Raw genomic sequence first — 17,327 nt, 5'->3', positions numbered from 1 at the left:
TGAAGAAGGCGGCGCGATCAAAATGAACTATCTGATCCAATTTCAGATGCGCGTATGACCGCTAAAAGAAGCGGAATTTGCGTGAATTATACAAACTAACTAGACCGTACAAATTCTGGAAAACCCCAAAAGACACCGCGCGGCGACACAGGCACACTTCGATTCACGCTGGACGAGCCGCAGCCTTCAAGTCCGCGCTGTCATTAATGGAGTCGCATCACATGAGCAAGCCGTCGGTGCTGGTCCTGAACGGGCCGAACCTCAATCTGCTGGGCACGCGCCAGCCCCACATCTACGGAGCGGAAACGCTTCAGGACGTCGAGGCGCGCTGCCGCCACGCCGCGGATTCGCTCGGGCTTTCGATCGAATTCCGGCAGTCGAACGCCGAGCATCAACTGATCGACTGGATCCAGGAATCGCGCACGACGGCCGACGGCATCGTGATCAATCCGGCGGCGTACACGCATACGTCGGTGGCGATCGCCGATGCCTTGAGCGCGGTGGATAAGCCCGTGATCGAAGTGCATATTTCGAACATTCACCGGCGCGAGGCGTTCCGGCACCATTCGTATGTGTCGAACGTGGCCGAAGCGGTGATCTGCGGATGCGGCACCGAGGGCTACGAGCTGGCATTGCGGCGGATGGCGACGTTGCTCGCCAAGGTCCGCTAACCTCCGCCAAGGCTCGAAAAGACGTATTGAAGTGAAGGAGTATCGAATGACATCGAAATCGTTTCTGGCCGGCTTGATCGGCGCGGGCATCGGCGGCTCGCTATCGCCGGCGATGCATGAGGAGGAGGGCCGCCGGCTCGGCCTCAATTACGTGTACCGGCGCATCGACCTGGAGGCGCTGCGGCTCGACAAGTCGTCGCTGCCGTCGCTCTTGACCGCTGCCGAGCGCATGGGCTTCAACGGCTTGAATATCACTTACCCCTGCAAGCAGGCGGTCATCGATTTGCTCGACGCGCTCTCGGACGATGCGCGTGCGCTCGGCGCCGTGAACACCGTGTTGCTGAGGGACGGCAAGCGCATCGGACACAACACCGATTGGTCCGGCTTCAAGCGCGCATTCGAGCGCGGTTTGCCGGGCGTGCCGCTCGAGCGTGTCGTGCAGCTTGGCGCGGGCGGGGCGGGCGCGGCCGTGGCGCACGCCGCGTTGATGATGGGCGCGCGTGAGCTGACGCTGTTCGATGTCGACGCCGCACGCGCGGCGAAGCTGGCAGCGCAACTGCAGACACGCTTTCCGGCGGCGCGCGTCAGCGCGGGCGGCGAGACACCTCACGCGTTGTCCGGCGCGCTGGCCTCGGCGAACGGCCTGATCCACGCGACGCCGACCGGCATGGCGAAGCTCCCCGGCATGCCGCTGCCGGCCGAATTGCTGCACAAGGCGCTGTGGGTCGCGGACGTCGTGTACTTCCCGATCAAGACCGAACTGCTGAAGGCCGCCGAAGCGCTTGGCTGCCGCACGCTGACGGGCGGCGGCATGGCGGTGTATCAGGCCGTCGACGCATTCGAAATTTTCACCGGCATTGCGCCTGACGCCGAGCGCGTTTTCCAGCACTTCAAGACGTTGCTGCCGCGCTGATCGGCCGGCCGTCGAACCTAACTCAAGGAGACATGATGGACGACCCCCAAGCTCACATGCGTTCGCAGCCCCCCAAGGGGGCGGATGCCCCCCTTGGGGGCGGCCCGGCGCCCGGAAGGAAGTCCCCTTGGGGGACGGGAGGCATCGTGCGACAGCATATTCAAGCGCAGCCTGCGCCGCAGGGTGAGCACGCGCGTGCGCGAGGCGTGCCGGCAGCAACGGCGCGCCGAACGTCCGCGCGCTACAAGATTCTGGCGTTGCTGGCGGTCGGCACGATGATCAACTACCTGGACCGCACGGTGCTCGGCATCGCCGCGCCGCAGTTGACCAAGGAGCTCGGCATCAACGCCGCGGTGATGGGCGTGATGTTCTCGGCGTTCTCGTGGACTTACGTCGCGGCGCAGATTCCCGGCGGCCTCTTTCTCGACCGCTTCGGCAGCAAGCTCACGTATTGCCTGTCGATGACGTTCTGGTCGCTCTGCACGCTGCTGCAAGGCTTCGTGCACGGCGTGGCGCCGCTGCTCGCGTGCCGGCTGGGGCTCGGCGTATCGGAGTCGCCGTGCTTTCCGACCAACAGCCGCGTCGTCGCCACGTGGTTTCCGCAAAACGAGCGCGCGCTGGCGACGGGCACCTATACCGTCGGCGAATACGTCGGCCTCGCGTTTTTCAGCCCGTTCCTGTTCGCGCTGATGGGGGCGTACGGATGGCGGACGCTGTTCTACGCCGTCGGCGGCGTCGGGCTCGTGTTCGGCGCGATCTGGTGGATCTTCTATCGCGAGCCGCGCGACCATCCCGGCGCGAATGCCGCCGAACTCGAATACATCGAAGCGGGCGGCGGGCTCACGCATCGCCGATCGAGTGCGGACGCAACGCCCGAGCAGGCCAAGAGCAAGCTCAGCTGGCGGACGATGGGACACCTCTTGAAGCAGCGCCAGCTCGCGGGCATCTGCCTCGGCCAGTTCGCCGGCAACTCGACGCTCGTGTTCTTCCTGACGTGGTTCCCGACCTATCTCGCGACCGAGCGCCATATGGCCTGGCTCAAGATCGGCTTCTTCGCGATCATGCCGTTTATCGCGGCATCGGTGGGCGTGCTGTTCGGCGGCTGGTTCTCGGATTGGCTGCTCAAGCGCGGCAAGTCGCCCAACATCGCGCGCAAGCTGCCGATCATCGCGGGGCTTTTGCTCGCGTCGACGATCGTGCTCGCGAACTACGCCGCGAGCAACACGGTGGTGATCGCGATCATGTCGGTGGCGTTCTTCGCGCAGGGCATGGCCGCGCTCGGCTGGACGCTCGTCTCCGATATCGCGCCGGACGGCCTGCTCGGCGTGACCGGCGGCATCTTCAATCTGGCGGCCAATCTGGCGGGGATCATTACGCCGCTCGTGGTCGGCATCATCGTGACCGTGAGCGGCTCGTTCGTCGGCGCGCTCGTGTTCATCGGCGCGATCGCGCTGCTCGGGGCGCTCGCTTATATCTTCGTGGTCGGCGACATCAAGCGGATCGTTCTCGACGACTAATTCGCCGCTTACGTCGCTTATGTCGCTTGCGCCGCTTCATTCGCCGCCTGCGCGCCGCGGGCGGCGAAGCGCTTTCTTCGATTCGCTATTCGTTGCGAACGAAACGCAACACGGCATCGACGATCATCTCGCGATGCCGCGCGCGCAGCCGCGGATGCGACGGGTCGCGCCCGAACGCGGTGCCGAACGTGTAGCGGTTCGAGACGCGGTGAAAGCACAGCGCGCTGATCATCAGATGCAGGTCGATCGCGTCGATGTCGGCGCGGAACGTGCCGGCCGCGACGCCGCGTTCGAGCAGGTCCTCGATCGTCTTGATCACGCTCGCGTTGCGGTTCTTGAACGACTTCAATTGCTCGATGTACTTCGCGCCGTGAATGTTCTCGATCGTGACGAGACGCACGAAGTCGCGATGCTTGTCGTGATAGTCGAAGGTGAATTCGACGAGCCGCTTCATGCCTTCCTGCGGCTCGAGTTCATCGATGTGCAGATCCTGCTCGAGCGTGCGGATGTCGCCGTAGACCTTGTCGAGCACGGCCTCGTAAAGGCCTTCCTTGCTCTCGAAGTAGTAGTACAGCATCCGCTTCGTCGTGTTGGTGCGCTCGGCGATTTGATCGACGCGCGCGCCCGCAAGGCCCATCGCGGAGAACTCTTGAGTCGCGACATCGAGGATGTTGCGCTTGGTCTGCTCGGGATCGTATTTGCGCCGGGCTTCGGCGGGGGCGTCGTTGGTGTCGGACGGTGCGGCCTTAGGTGCCTTCTTCATTGTGTCAAGTGCGCGGCGATAACGCGGCGATTCTAGCACGCAGAATATGTGGCACTGCGACCGCAATTGTGTGGAATTGTCGCGCTGCCGGCGCGGCGTCCAAACGTAATCCGATCGGCAGAAACGGCTCAGCCGCGCCGTTCTGCAAGCGCGTCGCGCACTTGCATCGCGGTGTAAGTCAACTGAGCGGCAGCGAGCCCGAGGTGCCCGAATGCAGGCGTGAGACCGAACGCCGCGAAGCCTTCGGGAATCGGGCGGCCTTCGCCGATCGCCGCGGCGAGCAGTTCGCCTGCGACGGTGGTCGGCGCCATGCCGTGTCCGCCGAAGCCGACCGCATGCCAGACGCCGTCCGCGCTCTGGCCGATCAGGGGCATCTTGTGGCGCGCGTAGCTCATCAAGCCGGCCCACGCGTACTCGATCTTCACGTCGTGCAATTGCGGGTACACGCGCAGCAGGTCGCGTTTCAAGAGGCGCGCGATGGCTTGCGGCTCGCGTTCGAGCACTGAAATGCGGCCGCCCCACAGAATGCGCGTGTCGGCAAGCGGCCGGTAGTAGTCGAACGCGAAGCGGGTGTCGTAGACGGCCGAGGCGCACGCGATCGCGTCTTTGAGCCGGGCGCCTAGCGGCTCGGTCGCCATCACATAGGTGGCGATCGGCAGCACGGCGCGCTCGACGCGCCGGTAGACCTTGCGTGCGTAGCCGCCGCCCGCCATCACGACATGCTGTGCAGCGATGCTGCCGTGCGCCGTTTCCACGGAGAAACCGCTGCCTTGGCGGCGCAGCTTCAGTGCCGGGCTCTGCTCGTAGATCTGCACGCCCGCTCGGGCGATTGCGCCGGCAACGCCGAGCACATACTTGAGCGGATGAAAATGAAAGCCATGGCGCTCGAACAAGCCGCCGTGATAGCGATTCGTTTTCAGTTGCGCGCGCAACTGATCGGTTGGAATCGGTTCCCAATCGACGCCGAACGACGTTTTCATCAGCTTGCGCTGCGCGTCGAGCCGCGCCGGGTCGCCGAACCAGTCGGCGAGAATCACGCCGGCGTAGGCGGCGTCGCATTCGATGGCGTAGCGCTCGATCCGCGCGCGAATCAGGTCGACCGCGTCGGTGGTCAGGCGATACAGGTCGCGGGCGCGCGCGGGGCCGAGCGCGCGCAGCAGGTCGGCGCAATCGAGGCTGTAGCCGCCGAACACAAAGCCGCCGTTGCGGCCGGACGCGCCGAAACCGACGCGCTTGTCTTCGAGCACGACGATGTCGCGCACGCCGCGCTCGACGAGTCCGAGCGCGGTCGAGAGTCCCGCGAGCCCGCCGCCGACGACGCAGACCCGCGCCTCGCGTGCTTCCTTCAGCACGGGGCGCTCGGGCCGCCACACCGTGGCTTCGTAAAAGCTTTGCATCTTCAGGCGATTTCCGTGGCGGGCTTGAGAAAGAGTTCGTGGGTCGGCGCGAAATGCGCGTAGAGCGGCAGGATCGCACCGCCCATCGCGCGCGCATCCGACCCGATCGTGCCTTCCAGCAACTGCGGCCGCACCATGCCCTCCCATTCGAAGCCGTCGAGCACGCGCTCCGTGCGGCGCAGGATTTCGCGCACGAGCTGGCGGTCGATCTCGCCGTCGATCACGACGGCTTCGAGATCGAGCAGCGCCGCCGACGTCGTGAGCGCCGCGGCGATCGCCGGACACGCCTCGTCGAGCCACGGCTCGGTGACGGCCCACAGTTCCGGCGACAGCGCGCGGTGATCGTGCGCCGCCGCTGCCGGCGCGCCCGCGTCGGTCATGCGCTGCTCGAGCACGAAGCCCGACGCCGCGTGCAGCAATTGGCGCGACGCCGTGCCCCCATAGCGCCCATGGGCGGACGCGAGCGGAATCGAACCCACGGCGCCGGCGTTGCCGTGCGGCCCGCTGTGCAGGCGTCCGTCGATCACGAGCCCGCCGCCGATGAACGTGCCGACGAACAGATACAGGAACGTGCGGATGCCGCGGCCCTGACCCATCACGAGCTCGGCGGCGCAGGCGGCGGTCGTGTCCTTCGCGAACTCGACGGGCAGCCCGGTCATCGCTTCGATCCGCGCGCGGATGTCGATCGCGTTCCAGGCGTCGAGCGCTTCCTGCGGCGCGCCGAGCAACTCGCGCCAGCCGCCGAGCCACAACGGCGCGGCAACGCCCACGCCGACCACTTTCTCCGCGTCCTTGCCGAGCGATTCGTTCACGCGCGCGAGCTTCTGTTCGAGCGCGGGGAACAGCACGTGCGGATCGGGGTAGGCGTACTCGAGCACGTCGCGGCTGCAGACGCGGCCCGTGAAATCCATCGCGAGCACGTCGAGGCTGCGGCGTCCGACCTTGATGCCGATCGTGTACGCGCCGTCGGCACGCAAGGCGATCGGCACCGACGGCTGGCCGATGCGCCCGCGCACGCGCGGCTGCTTGGCGAGGAGTCCGTCGTCGATCAGCCGCTCGACGATCATCGACGCCGTCTGCATGGAGAGGCGCGTCAGCCGCCCGACATCGGCCTTCGGCAGCGGCCCGTGCAGACGGATCGCCTGCAGCACGATCCGCTCGTTGAATTGCCGCATGCCGACCTGATTCGAGCCGACAGGCCTCGCGAGCGGCGGGTGGGAACGGGGGGCGGTGCTCATTGCGAAAGCCTCAGCAAGCGATGTCTAAACGTGGGCGAACCGGACGGCGGCGACGCGTGCGGCCCGGCATCAAGCAATCGCCTTCACGTCCGCCTGCTTGGCGCCGGTCATGATCGCGACGGCGTCGGACATATGGATGTCCTTCGTCTTCACGAGCGCGGCGCGGCGTCCCAAGCGCTGGATGTGAATGCGGTCCGAGATTTCGAACACGTGCGGCATGTTGTGGCTGATCAGGATCACCGGCAGCCCCCGGTCGCGCACGCGGCGGATCAGTTCGAGCACCATGTTGCCTTCCTTCACGCCGAGCGCGGCGGTCGGCTCGTCGAGAATCACGACGTGACGCGCGAACGCCGCGCTGCGCGCCACCGCGACGCCCTGGCGCTGGCCGCCCGACAGCGTCTCGACCGGCTGGCGCATCGAGCGGATGCCGATCTGCAAGTCCTTCATGTGCGCGATCGCTTCGTCGAGCATCTTGCGCTTGTCGATCATCTTGAGGAGCGACCCGCGCCAGCCGGGCTTGCGGATCTCGCGGCCGAGAAAGAGGTTCTCCGCGATGCTCATCGCAGGCGCGACGGCGAGTTCCTGGTAGACGGTTTCGATGCCCTGGGCGCGGGCGTCGAGCGGATTGCGAAAATGCACGGGCTGGCCGTCGAGGCGGATCTCGCCTTCGTCGGGCACGGTCGCGCCCGACAGCGCCTTGATCAGCGACGACTTGCCCGCGCCGTTGTCGCCGATCACGGCCATGATCTCGCCGGGCATCACTTCGAAGTCGCAGCCGTCGAGCGCGGTGACGTGCCCGTAGCGCTTCACGAGACCTTGGGCTTGCAGCACCGGGATGGCGGCGGTGGAAGAGGGTGTCGACATGATGTTTCCTCGATGTTTCCTTGGGGGCGCCGCACGGGCGCCCGAGATGTCTTGCTTGCGCAGGGCGCAGGGCGCCGGAGCGCCTAGCCGCGGCGGTGCGAGAGCTTGTCGGCGGCGACGGCGAGAATCACGAGCATCCCGGTGATGAGCACCTGATAGACGGACGACACGCCCATCAGCGTCAGCCCGTTTCTGAATACGCCGACGATCAGCGCGCCGAGCAGCGTCCCGACGATCGACCCGCGCCCGCCGAACAGACTCGTGCCGCCGAGCACGACCGCGGTGATGCTGTCGAGGTTTTCGGTCTGCCCGGCCTGCGGGTCGCCCACGCCGGTGCGCGCCACGAGCAGCAGTGCCGCGATGCCGTAGATGAGACCCGCCAGCGAATACACGGTGATCAGAATGCGGTTCGACGAGAGGCCCATGAGCCGCGCCGCTTCGGAGTTGTTGCCGAGCGCGTACAGATGGCGGCCCGGCACGGTGTCGCGCAGCACGAACCAGGTGCCGAGATACATCAGCAGCGTGAGGACGGTGCCGTACGTCACCTCGGCCGGCCCGACGCGGAACGTGTTGCCGAAGAACATGATCGCGTCCGGCAGGTTCGACACGCTTTCGGCGTTCGAATAGAGCTGCGTGAGCGCGAACGCGATGTTCAGCGTGCCGAGCGTGACGATGAACGCGGGCAGCCTGATGCGCGTGATCAGCACGCCGTTCAAGAGGCCGAAGAGCGTGCTCGCGCCGACGCCGCACAGGATCGCGACCACCGGCGGCACGCCGAGCACGACAGCGAACTTCGTCATCACGATCGAGCCGAACGCCATCACCATGCCGCACGACAGATCGATGCCGCCCGTCAGCACGATCAGCGTCTGGCCGATCGCGATGACCGCGACGACCATCGTCTGCTGCAGGATCAGCGAAAAATTCTGGAATGACAGGAAGCGGTTGCTCTGCGAGATGAAGAACAGGCACGCGAGCACGAGCGCAACGAGCGGGCCGATTTCGGCGAGGCTCGGCATGCGGTCGGCGAAACGGCGCGAAGCGGGGGCCGACGCGACCGGCGGCACGGAGTGGGTGGTAGGCATGATGGCGATTCCAGGCAGGGTCGAACGGGTACAAGCAGGTGCTACGCCCCCTCGGGGGGCATCTCAGGCACGCGGCGTCAGTTGCCGCCCCAGCAGTTGGCGAGGCCATAGGCCGTGTCCTTGCTGTCGACGCCGGACATCGGCTGGTCGGTGATCAGCGTGACGCCGGTGTCGTGATAGCCGCTGACCTTCTTGCCGGTCTTCGCGTAGTCGACGCCGGCCGTGACGCCGAGCGCGGCCATCTTGAGCGGATATTGCTGCGAGGTCGCCGCGATCTGGCCGGCCTTGACGTTGCGCACGCCTTCGCAGCCGCCGTCGATCGACACGATCATCACGTCCTTGTCCTTGCCCGCCGCCTTCAGCGCGCGATAGGCGCCCGCCGCGGCCGGCTCGTTGATCGTGTAGACGACGTTGATGCCAGGCGACTTCTGCAGGCAGTTCTCCATCGCCGTCTGGCCCTTGGCCTGATCGCCGCGCGTGTCCTGGCTGCAGACGATGCTCGGGTCGCCTTCCTTCACGCCGAAGCCCTTGAGGAAGCCGTTGTGGCGCAGGATGCCGACAGAAACGCCGGGCGCGAGATCGAGCGTTGCGATCTTCGCGGGCTTGCCGCCGAGCGCCTTCTTGGCGTACTCGCCGATCAGCTCGCCGGCCTTGAAGTTGTCGGTGGCGAAGAGGGCGTCGGTGGCCGCTTGCGGGTCGGTCGGCGTGTCGAGCGCGATCACCATCACGCCGGCATCGCGCGCTTTCTTGATCGACGGGACGATCGCCCTCGTGTCGCTCGGCGTGATCAGGATCGCCTTCGCGCCCGCCGTCATCATGTTTTCGATCGCGGTGACCTGGCTGGCGTTGTCGCCGTCGAACTTGCCGGCCGCGGTGAGGAGCTTCGCGCCGTCCTTTTGCGCGGCCCCTTCGGCACCTTGTTTCATCTTGACGAAGAACGGGTTGGTGTCGGTCTTCGTGATGAGGCCGATGACCGGTTCGTCGGCGAACGCGGCGGTGGCGCAGGCGGCCGACGCGGCGAGGCACAGCATGGCGATTCGGGTGAGGACTGGGTGCTGACGGGATCTCATTGATTGCTCCTCCGGATGTGTAATGACGGCGCTTCGATGACGGCTGCCGACGCCGACCAACTAAATCACTTTGTTTTATTTAGTAAAGCGGCACGCGCGAGGCGTGTCAAGAAACCGTCGTTTGCGCGGTGCGGGAAGAAAATTCGGGCCTGATTTCGGCGAACCTTATTGTAAAAAGGCAAATGGCGATTGGTGCGGCGCAATGTAAGCGCCCGCTGGTTGGGGTAAATCTGGAGGCGAAAAGACGTGCGGCGGGAGTTTTAGTCCTTGGGCGCGCGGCGATGCCGGCAGGGCGGACCCCGGCACGCCGGCCTTAGTGAATTTTTAGAATGAAGTGGTGAGTTTTAATCAGTTGCTAGCGAAATCCGCCGCCTGGAAAATGGCGCTCGGTCAATGGGGCGTGTGAGCTTGCGCAGATGGCGCGAACGCGTTTCAATCGGAGACCCGCAGACAGCCGGCGCGTATCCGGCGCCGTTTCATCTGCATCCCGGTCCGCAAGGATCGAATCGACCATTGGCGGCGGCTGATCCCGCCGCGCATACCGCGTACCGCGGCTGGCGTCGCACGCGACGATGGCCGGTGCGCTTCGACCCAAAGAGGAAGTGATGGTAGTCAACGACATTCTTGCAGCGCTCGATATCGATCTCGCCCAATGGAAGGGCAATGCCCTGACCGCCCGCTCGCCGCGCGACGGCGCAACGCTAGCTACGCTCGCGGTCGACACCGCCGGGGACGCCGAGCGCAAGATCGACGCCGCGCATGCCGCTTTCGCGAAATGGCGCACCGTCCCCGCGCCGCTGCGCGGCGAACTGGTCCGCGTCTTCGGCAACGTGCTGCGCGAGCACAAGGATGCGCTCGGCAAGCTCGTCACGCTCGAAGCAGGCAAGATCCAGTCCGAGGGCCTGGGCGAAGTGCAGGAAATGATCGACATCTGCGATTTCGCGGTGGGCCTGTCGCGGCAACTGTATGGCTTGACGATCGCGTCCGAGCGCCCGGGGCACCGGATGATGGAAACGTGGCATCCGCTCGGCGTGTGCGGCGTGATCTCGGCGTTCAATTTCCCGGTGGCGGTGTGGGCGTGGAATGCGGCGCTGGCGTTCGTGTGCGGCGATCCGGTCGTCTGGAAACCGTCGGAAAAGACGCCGCTCACGGCGATCGCCTGCCATGCGCTCTTCAACAAGGCCGTGCGCGAGTTCGAGAGGACGCACCCCGGCGTCGTGCCCGAGGGCCTGCTTCAGCTCCTGATCGGTGCGCGCGAAGTCGGTGCAGTGCTGACGTCATCGCCGAAGGTGCCGCTCGTCAGTGCGACGGGCAGCGTGCGCATGGGCATGGAAGTCGCGCAGGTGCTTTCCAAGCGTCTTGCGCGCAGCCTTCTCGAATTGGGCGGCAACAACGGGATGATCGTCGCGCCGAGCGCCGATCTCGATCTCGTCGTGCGCGCCGTGACTTTTGCGGCGGTCGGCACGGCAGGCCAGCGCTGCACGACGCTGCGGCGCCTCATCGTGCATCGCAGCGTCGCCGACACCTTGCTGCCGCGGCTCGAGAAGGCGTTCGGGTCGGTCAAGATCGGCGATCCGCTTGCCGCCGATACGCTCGTCGGGCCGCTGATCGACCGCGCCTCGTTCGACGCGATGCAAAGCGCGCTCGCGCAAGCCCGCGCGGAAGGCGGCGCCGTGGCGGGCGGCGAACGTGTCGACGCGGGCCATGACGACGCGTACTACGTGCGCCCCGCCATCGTACGCATGCCGAAGCAAACCGCGGTGGTCGAGCGCGAGACGTTCGCGCCGATCCTGTATGTGCTCGTCTACGACGATTTCGCCGAAGCGCTCGCTGTGCACAACGGGGTGCCGCAAGGCTTGTCGTCGGCGATCTTCACCAACGATATGCGCGAGGCCGAGCAGTTCATGTCCGCGGCAGGCAGCGATTGCGGGATCGTCAACGTGAACATCGGCACGAGCGGCGCGGAAATCGGCGGCGCGTTCGGCGGCGAGAAGGAAACCGGCGGCGGACGCGAATCGGGTTCGGACGCGTGGAAGACCTACATGCGCCGTGCCACGAACACGATCAACTACAGCCGCGAGCTGCCGCTCGCGCAAGGTGTCAAGTTCGACGTCTGACGTCCCTGGCTTTGCCGGGAGGCTTTGCCGGGAGGCTTGGCCGCAGCGTACGTCGGCGAGCCTTCCACCTTTCCCCTTGCTGGCCGGACCGAACGCTGCGCGGGACCTGACGGCTTCATGGCCGCAGCGTCCCGCGCAGCGCTTTAGCGGTGTATCGCCTGCCATTTGCATGAGCGGGCGCGAAGCAGCCGGCAGCCCTTCCCATAAACGCTACAATGCGCGCCGGACGGCGTGCACGGCGTGCTCATCGGTCAAAGAGCCGGGGAATCGCCGAACGCGAAGTTAAAGAACAGAAATGGGGTAATTGAAATGTCGGTGACCGCATACCGCAAGCCGTCCGTCCGGGCCTGGGCCGGCGCACGTTGCGTGACGTTCGCAGCCGCGCTGGCCGCGTCGCCTGCGCAAGCCACGCCGCTCGCGCTCGACGTCACCGGCCAGATCACCCAAACCACGGACGTTGCGCACACCGTCTACCATTTCAGCGAAGCGCAATTGCTGAGCCTGCCGGTCCATTCGATTTCCACCGCGACCGCCTGGACGAAAAAATCGGTCTTCGCCGGACCGAGCCTGTCGGATATCCTGAAGATCGTCGGAGCGCGCGGCCGGACGGTCGAGCTGCACTCGTTCGACGACTACACCTACGCGATTCCGGCCGCGGACGCGAACCGCTATGGCGTCATCCTCGCGTACAGCATGAACGGCAAGCGTCTGCAAATGAGCGATTTCGGCCCGCTGTTTCTCATCTATCCGCGCGACCAGTATCCGGACGAGCTGTCGACGGCCGGGGCAACCGCCAAATTCGTCTGGCAGATCAAGTCGCTCGTCATCAAATGAAAAAGGCTTCGCTGCGGCGCCTGGCGTTCGTGCTGATCTGGCTGACCGCGCTTGCGCCGCCGATCGGCGCAATGGGGTACCTGCTCTACGACAACCTCCTGGCGCCGCGCGCCGCGACCCAGGTCGCCAGTCCCTATGACGGTTTCTATTGGGACGCCGCGCAGTTCCAGATCGCCTACGCACGCCTCGAAAATCAGGTGCTGCTCTACGAGACCGGGGCGGACCGGGACGACGCGGCGCTGACGTTGCGCTTTCAGATCCTGCAATCGAAGCTGCGCGTGATCGCCGGTTCGACGAACCGGCTCGCGCAGCAGCCGGCGCTCGAGCACTGGCAGCACGACGAACTGATCACGCTCGATAAGACGATCGGCGCTCTGCGCCCCGACATCGACGCCTTGCCGGGCGACCCGTCGCGTGCAAGGCGGATTGTCGAAACGCTGAACTCGCATTGGGACGAAGTCAACGATTTCGCTCAGAGCCGGCGGCTCGTCGATGTCGCCGAACGCGATGCGCTCACGAGCGATTTCATGGCGAAGCGCCGCTACCTGTTTGCAGGCGGTATCGTGCTGCTGCTGTTGTCGGCGGCGGCGACCGTGCTGCTGGTCTTCAACGGCATGCGCCGCAGCAAGCTCATCGCGCAGCAACATGCGGCGCTTGCCGCCGAGCACGAAGCGACACGCATGGCGCGCGAAGCCAGCCTCGCGAAGGACACGTTCCTCGGCATGATCAGCCACGAGTTGCGCACGCCGCTGCACGCGATCGTGTCGTCGGTCGAGTTGCTCGGCTTTCATTTGCAATCCGAGGCGGACCGCAAAGTCATTCGCCGCCTGGAAATGGCCGCCCGGCATCTCGAGGTGCAGATGCGCGACTTGACCGATTACGCGCGCCTTGGCGCCGGCAAGCTCGTGCTGCGCGACGAGCGCTTCGATCCGCGCCTTCTGATCGAATCGATCGTCGACGAGCACCTGCAGGCCGCGAGCGCGAAGCACCTCGTGCTGACGAGCCGCGCCGCGGGCAACACGGGCATGGTCGAGTCCGATCCGCATCGCATCCGCCAGATCGTCAGCAACCTCGTGACCAACGCCATTCGCTATACCGACGCGGGCTCGATTCGCGTGGCGCTCGACGTGCAGCGCGGCACGCTCGCCATTTCCGTCAGCGACACCGGACCGGGCGTCGACGAGGCGCAGATTCCGCTGCTGTTCAAGGAATTCACGCAGCTCGACGGCTCGCGAACGCGGCGCGTCGGCGGCGCCGGCATGGGGCTCGCGATCGTCAGCGGGCTCGTCGAATTGTTCGGCGGCACGATCGAGGTGACAAGCCGCGTGGGCGAGGGGACGACATTTTCCGTGACGATTCCGGTGCGCTCGGTCGAGCCTGCGCCGCCGGACGGCATGGCGCAACACGATACGGGATGCGGCGTCCGGACGCGCGTGCTGATCGTCGACGACAATCCGCCGGTGCGCGAATCGCTCGGCGAGTTGCTTGCTCACATGGCGTGCGACGCGGTGGCGGCGGGCAGCGCGGACGAAGCGCTGCGCTGGCTCGACGGCGAGCGGTGCGACGTCGTGCTGGTCGATTTGCACATGCCCGACAAGGACGGCTATTCGTTTGTCGCCGAATTCCGCGAACGCGGCGGGCCGAGCGCGGGCGTGCCCGTTATCGCGGTGAGCGCCTGCGCGCCGGATTCGGCCGCCAATGGCGAGAGCGGGCCGTTCTTCGACGTGCTGTCAAAGCCCGTGCACTACGATCAATTGCGCGAAGCGGTGGAACGTGCGCGTGCGGCGCAGCGCGTGGCTTGAAGGCCGAAGGGCGGCTTACGCCCGATTTAGCCGCTTGGTCAGATCGGCGACAAGAATCGCCAGGCGCGCGGGCTTCTCGTAGCACGCCACGTCGAAGCGGCGAATCACGTCGCTGATCTCCGATTCGCTGGCCTTGCCGGTCAGCAATTCGCCGGTCAACACGAAAATCGGCGCGTCGGGGTTTTCGGATGACCGCACGGTCTGGATCGCGGCGGCCGCCGTCTGGCCGCCGAACAGCCAATCGATCACGACAGCATCGAACACCTGCGATTGCAGCGCGATGTTGAACGCTTGCAGCCCGTATAGCGCGGTGGCCGAAAAGCCGCTTTGCTCCAGGTAGTCGCGCAGGTTGTCGGCGGAGGTTTGGTCGTCGTCGACTACCGCGACCGATGGCTTGTCGGTTTCGCCGCGCCGCGGGTAGATCTCGATCTTGTGAACTTCGAACGCGTTCTGATAGAGCGCGCCGTCATGACGCACGACGCGCCATTGGCCTTGCTTCGAATACGCGATGAATTCGGGGCGCGTGCCGGCCTCGATCTGGGCGCCGATCCAGGCGGTGCAGGCCATCTCGACGGCGCCGATGCAAAAGAGCGCTTCCTGTGCGTTGGCGCCGACCATGCCGGGATCGAGTGTCTGCGCGCCGAACAATTGCGCCGCCGGTTCGCCGAACGCCTCGGCCACCTTCTTGATCTGCGAAAGCGTCCACGGGCTGTTGCCGCGCAGTTTCCGGTGACCTTGCGAAAAACTGAGGTCGAGGATACGGCACAGTTCGGTCGTTTGCTGCCGCTTGCCAATGCCGTGGCGACTCATCAACTCGCGCACGCGCTCGGCGACTGCGAGGGAGTCGGTTGAAGTTGCTTCGTTGGTCATGCTGCTTGAAAGCGTCTCGATTTCAATTGTAGTAAGAGGACACCAAGCTGCATATCGACGCAAATCGCGCATCGATAAGCCGCTTGCTTCGCAAGCCGACCGGTCACGCTGGGGAGTGAGGCGAACGGACTAATAGAAAACATCACCACTACGAGGCAGCGTCGATTTAGTCTGATGAAACCGGTTTCGACGCGACGCGTCACGCTGGGAATCGAAGTATATCTTAGCGAGAAAACACACTCGTCCTGCGTCAAATATGTTGCAACGCGTTACGCTTCGCACAATATGCACGTAAACCCCGAATTTCAATAGAAAATGCCTTACATTATCTTCGGCCGCCGTCAATCCTGGCGGCGCAGGCATGCGGCAATTTTTGAAGGCAAATAGGGCCGCGCAGGACGGCGGCAAATTTATCCGAGGAAACAACAATCCATGACAGATGATTCAATTCGTCATATTAATGTCCCTTATTACTCGCAATGGGGCAGCCCGGATTGGGTGCGGCCGATCGTCGAGGAATCCGCCGACCCTTGCGACGATCCGCATTGGCGTCAAAGCGGCTTCGCCGATCCGGAGCGCTACCGGTTCTGGGCGCAGCGCGTGTGCGGGTTGACCTGCCTCGAGTCGGTGCTGGATTTCTGGCGGATCAGGCGAGCCTCACGCGCGGCGCTGCTCGACCAGGCGCTGGAGCGCGGCGCGTACAAGATGCGCGCCGACGGCGGTGTCGACGGGTTGATTTACCGGCCGTTTGCCGATTGGGTGGGCGATGCGTTCGGCTTGAAGGTGGACGTGTTGCCGGAAATCGGAATCGAAGCGCTGGCGGCGCGCATCGATGCGGACACGTTCGCGATCGCGTCGGTGAGTCCGCGGATTCGCTATCCGGATGAGCCGAACGAAACGCGCGGCGGCCATCTGATCCTGCTGCACGGCGCCGATCGCAACGGAGCCTGGTTTCACAATCCCTCGGGTATCGCGCCGCATCAGGCCGATGCTTATCTGCGTTTCGACGCATTCGAGTGCTTCTTCGCCGGGCGTGGCATGACGATCTCTCGCGCGCGCAGTTAGCGCGTCAGCTTGCCGCGTCCGGCTCGTCGAAGTAGTGCGCTTCGGCCTCGCTTTCGTTCGCGAAGTTAAAGACGCTTGCGAGTTTGTCGCCGGCCAGCGCGCGTTCGCATATGCGCTTGATGAGTTCGAGCCGGTCGAGCGCATACCAGCAGCTCGGCGTGGTAAACCCCTCTTCGCGCACGGTCTGTACCTCGTACTCGATGCGCCGCAGGACGCGGCGAATGTCTTTCTCGTCTAGCGGTGAGTTGGACATCGCGGGTTCTCCGATCGGTAACGGCAATCGATACTAGCATCGGCGTCGCGTCATATGAGGTCAAGCCGCGATCCGCCTCGCCCCGCGATTTTTGAAAACGTTGCCGCGCGGCGCAATGTCGTCTAAGTTTCGAGCCACCATCCATGACACAAGAAACAGGAGGACATGATGGAGAGGCAGGGAGACAAATCGTCGATTGTGTCAGGCGGTGCCTCATGAAGATGAACCGGACCATCGACAGCGTCGACGTGCACTCGAACGGCCGGCCGTTCCGGCTCGTGACCCGCGGGCTGCCGAAGTTCGCCGGCGAATCGCTCGTCGAGCGGCGCGCATGGCTCGAGCGCAACGCGGACCATTGGCGGCGCGCTCTCTTTCTCTTGCCACGCGGTTACGCCGGTCTCGCTGGCGGCTTCCTGACCGAGCCCGTGAGCGAAAGCGCGAACCTGGGGATGATCTTCGTCGATGCCGACGGCTATTTCGAGCGCAACGACGACGGCGTGATCGCGCTCGCAACCGTTGCCGTGGCACTCGGCTGGGTCGAACGCAGCGCGCCGGAAACACGCGTGGGCATCGATTTGCCTGGCCGCGTCGTCGAAGCGTTCGTCGGGTGGGATGGCGATCATGCGGGCACGGTGCGCGTCGCGGGCACACAAGCGCGGCGCGCATACGCTCATGCAACGGCGTGCTCGACGCAGCATGCGCAGCATCGGCGCGCCGCCGCGCCGGCCTGGGCGACCTTGCCTCAGACCGCGGGCCGCGCGCGCATCTGCGGCTTTTCGAACTGGATCATCGACGAGAGCGATCCGTTCGCGTACGGTTGCGTCGTATGACCGGCTGATCCGCCAAACGCGGCCGTCGGCCGGCGGAC

The 17,327-nt window shown here is 65.3% G+C and carries 16 protein-coding genes; 8 read left to right on the top strand and 8 right to left on the bottom strand.

Going from position 1 to position 17,327, the window contains the following annotated elements:
• The first annotated feature begins 221 nt into the window (after positions 1-221).
• From aroQ to J3489_RS00175, 3 genes are all read left to right on the top strand, one after another.
• Entirely contained in the window at positions 222-671 is a 450-nt protein-coding gene (gene aroQ / locus J3489_RS00185) for a type II 3-dehydroquinate dehydratase (RefSeq protein WP_206995011.1), read from the top strand.
• 46 nt (positions 672-717) lie between these two features.
• Entirely contained in the window at positions 718-1,584 is an 867-nt protein-coding gene (locus J3489_RS00180) for a shikimate dehydrogenase (protein ID WP_206995009.1), read from the top strand.
• Between the two features lie 158 nt (positions 1,585-1,742).
• Positions 1,743-3,101: an MFS transporter gene (locus tag J3489_RS00175; RefSeq protein ID WP_374193419.1), complete on the top strand. Its 1,359-nt coding sequence runs from the start codon at positions 1,743-1,745 to the stop codon at positions 3,099-3,101.
• A gap of 85 nt (positions 3,102-3,186) precedes the next feature.
• Here the strand turns inward: J3489_RS00175 and J3489_RS00170 are convergent, their stop codons facing one another.
• From J3489_RS00170 to J3489_RS00145, 6 genes are all read right to left on the bottom strand, one after another.
• On the bottom strand, positions 3,187-3,864 hold the full coding sequence (locus J3489_RS00170) for a TetR/AcrR family transcriptional regulator (RefSeq protein WP_206995007.1): 678 nt from the start codon (positions 3,862-3,864) through the stop codon (positions 3,187-3,189).
• Between the two features lie 128 nt (positions 3,865-3,992).
• The gene (locus J3489_RS00165; protein WP_206995005.1) at positions 3,993-5,261 is read right to left on the bottom strand and encodes an NAD(P)/FAD-dependent oxidoreductase; all 1,269 of its coding nucleotides are present in this window, start codon (positions 5,259-5,261) and stop codon (positions 3,993-3,995) included.
• Between the two features lie 2 nt (positions 5,262-5,263).
• Complete coding sequence (locus tag J3489_RS00160; RefSeq protein WP_206995003.1) at positions 5,264-6,499, bottom strand: ROK family transcriptional regulator; 1,236 nt, start codon at positions 6,497-6,499, stop codon at positions 5,264-5,266.
• 69 nt (positions 6,500-6,568) lie between these two features.
• Entirely contained in the window at positions 6,569-7,363 is a 795-nt protein-coding gene (locus tag J3489_RS00155) for an ATP-binding cassette domain-containing protein (RefSeq protein ID WP_206995002.1), read from the bottom strand.
• A gap of 83 nt (positions 7,364-7,446) precedes the next feature.
• Entirely contained in the window at positions 7,447-8,382 is a 936-nt protein-coding gene (locus tag J3489_RS00150) for an ABC transporter permease (RefSeq protein WP_374193418.1), read from the bottom strand.
• A 143-nt stretch (positions 8,383-8,525) separates the two neighbouring features.
• Positions 8,526-9,518, bottom strand: coding sequence for a sugar ABC transporter substrate-binding protein (locus J3489_RS00145; protein ID WP_206994998.1), 993 nt, complete (start codon positions 9,516-9,518; stop codon positions 8,526-8,528).
• 605 nt (positions 9,519-10,123) lie between these two features.
• Here J3489_RS00145 and amaB point away from each other — a divergent pair.
• The 3 genes from amaB to J3489_RS00130 all read left to right on the top strand — a co-directional run bounded on the left by amaB (position 10,124) and on the right by J3489_RS00130 (position 14,271).
• Positions 10,124-11,635, top strand: coding sequence for an L-piperidine-6-carboxylate dehydrogenase (amaB, locus tag J3489_RS00140; protein WP_206994997.1), 1,512 nt, complete (start codon positions 10,124-10,126; stop codon positions 11,633-11,635).
• Between the two features lie 309 nt (positions 11,636-11,944).
• Positions 11,945-12,469, top strand: coding sequence for a putative pterin-binding protein (locus tag J3489_RS00135; protein WP_206994995.1), 525 nt, complete (start codon positions 11,945-11,947; stop codon positions 12,467-12,469).
• A complete protein-coding gene (locus J3489_RS00130) occupies positions 12,466-14,271 on the top strand; it encodes an ATP-binding response regulator (protein WP_206994993.1) in 1,806 nt (601 codons plus the stop codon). Before J3489_RS00135 ends, J3489_RS00130 begins: the two co-directional genes overlap by 4 nt.
• 15 nt (positions 14,272-14,286) lie before the next feature.
• Here the strand turns inward: J3489_RS00130 and J3489_RS00125 are convergent, their stop codons facing one another.
• Positions 14,287-15,141, bottom strand: coding sequence for a helix-turn-helix domain-containing protein (locus J3489_RS00125; RefSeq protein WP_206994991.1), 855 nt, complete (start codon positions 15,139-15,141; stop codon positions 14,287-14,289).
• Between the two features lie 432 nt (positions 15,142-15,573).
• Between J3489_RS00125 and J3489_RS00120 the strand changes: the two genes are divergently transcribed.
• A complete protein-coding gene (locus J3489_RS00120) occupies positions 15,574-16,206 on the top strand; it encodes a cysteine peptidase family C39 domain-containing protein (RefSeq protein WP_206994989.1) in 633 nt (210 codons plus the stop codon).
• Positions 16,207-16,210: 4 nt separating this feature from the next.
• On the opposite strand, the gene J3489_RS00115 is transcribed toward J3489_RS00120, so the two are convergent.
• Positions 16,211-16,459: a hypothetical protein gene (locus tag J3489_RS00115; RefSeq protein ID WP_206994987.1), complete on the bottom strand. Its 249-nt coding sequence runs from the start codon at positions 16,457-16,459 to the stop codon at positions 16,211-16,213.
• Positions 16,460-16,674: 215 nt separating this feature from the next.
• On the opposite strand from J3489_RS00115, the gene J3489_RS00110 reads away from it, so the two are divergent.
• Positions 16,675-17,289 (top strand): proline racemase family protein, encoded by a 615-nt coding sequence (locus tag J3489_RS00110; protein WP_206994985.1) that lies wholly within the window; start codon positions 16,675-16,677, stop codon positions 17,287-17,289.
• Positions 17,290-17,327: the final 38 nt, after the last annotated feature.

Origin of the sequence: Trinickia mobilis, assembly GCF_017315705.1 — a bacterium.
Classification (GTDB): domain Bacteria; phylum Pseudomonadota; class Gammaproteobacteria; order Burkholderiales; family Burkholderiaceae; genus Trinickia_A; species Trinickia_A mobilis.
Note: the sequence above shows the minus strand (reverse complement) of the source record. Positions and strands in the feature narration are given on the sequence as shown.

Bases quoted from the DNA above. Each gene is read 5' to 3' on its own strand.
- J3489_RS00155 (WP_206995002.1), bottom strand. From the start codon at position 7,363: ATGTCGACACCCTCTTCCACCGCCGCCATCCCGGTGCTGCAAGCCCAA.
- J3489_RS00115 (WP_206994987.1), bottom strand. From the start codon at position 16,459: ATGTCCAACTCACCGCTAGACGAGAAAGACATTCGCCGCGTCCTGCGG.
- aroQ (WP_206995011.1), top strand. From the start codon at position 222: ATGAGCAAGCCGTCGGTGCTGGTCCTGAACGGGCCGAACCTCAATCTG.
- J3489_RS00110 (WP_206994985.1), top strand. From the start codon at position 16,675: ATGAAGATGAACCGGACCATCGACAGCGTCGACGTGCACTCGAACGGC.
- J3489_RS00170 (WP_206995007.1), bottom strand. From the start codon at position 3,864: ATGAAGAAGGCACCTAAGGCCGCACCGTCCGACACCAACGACGCCCCC.
- amaB (WP_206994997.1), top strand. From the start codon at position 10,124: ATGGTAGTCAACGACATTCTTGCAGCGCTCGATATCGATCTCGCCCAA.
- J3489_RS00145 (WP_206994998.1), bottom strand. From the start codon at position 9,518: ATGAGATCCCGTCAGCACCCAGTCCTCACCCGAATCGCCATGCTGTGC.
- J3489_RS00165 (WP_206995005.1), bottom strand. From the start codon at position 5,261: ATGCAAAGCTTTTACGAAGCCACGGTGTGGCGGCCCGAGCGCCCCGTG.
- J3489_RS00160 (WP_206995003.1), bottom strand. From the start codon at position 6,499: ATGAGCACCGCCCCCCGTTCCCACCCGCCGCTCGCGAGGCCTGTCGGC.
- J3489_RS00130 (WP_206994993.1), top strand. From the start codon at position 12,466: ATGAAAAAGGCTTCGCTGCGGCGCCTGGCGTTCGTGCTGATCTGGCTG.
- J3489_RS00120 (WP_206994989.1), top strand. From the start codon at position 15,574: ATGACAGATGATTCAATTCGTCATATTAATGTCCCTTATTACTCGCAA.
- J3489_RS00180 (WP_206995009.1), top strand. From the start codon at position 718: ATGACATCGAAATCGTTTCTGGCCGGCTTGATCGGCGCGGGCATCGGC.
- J3489_RS00135 (WP_206994995.1), top strand. From the start codon at position 11,945: ATGTCGGTGACCGCATACCGCAAGCCGTCCGTCCGGGCCTGGGCCGGC.
- J3489_RS00125 (WP_206994991.1), bottom strand. From the start codon at position 15,141: ATGACCAACGAAGCAACTTCAACCGACTCCCTCGCAGTCGCCGAGCGC.
- J3489_RS00150 (WP_374193418.1), bottom strand. From the start codon at position 8,382: ATGCCGAGCCTCGCCGAAATCGGCCCGCTCGTTGCGCTCGTGCTCGCG.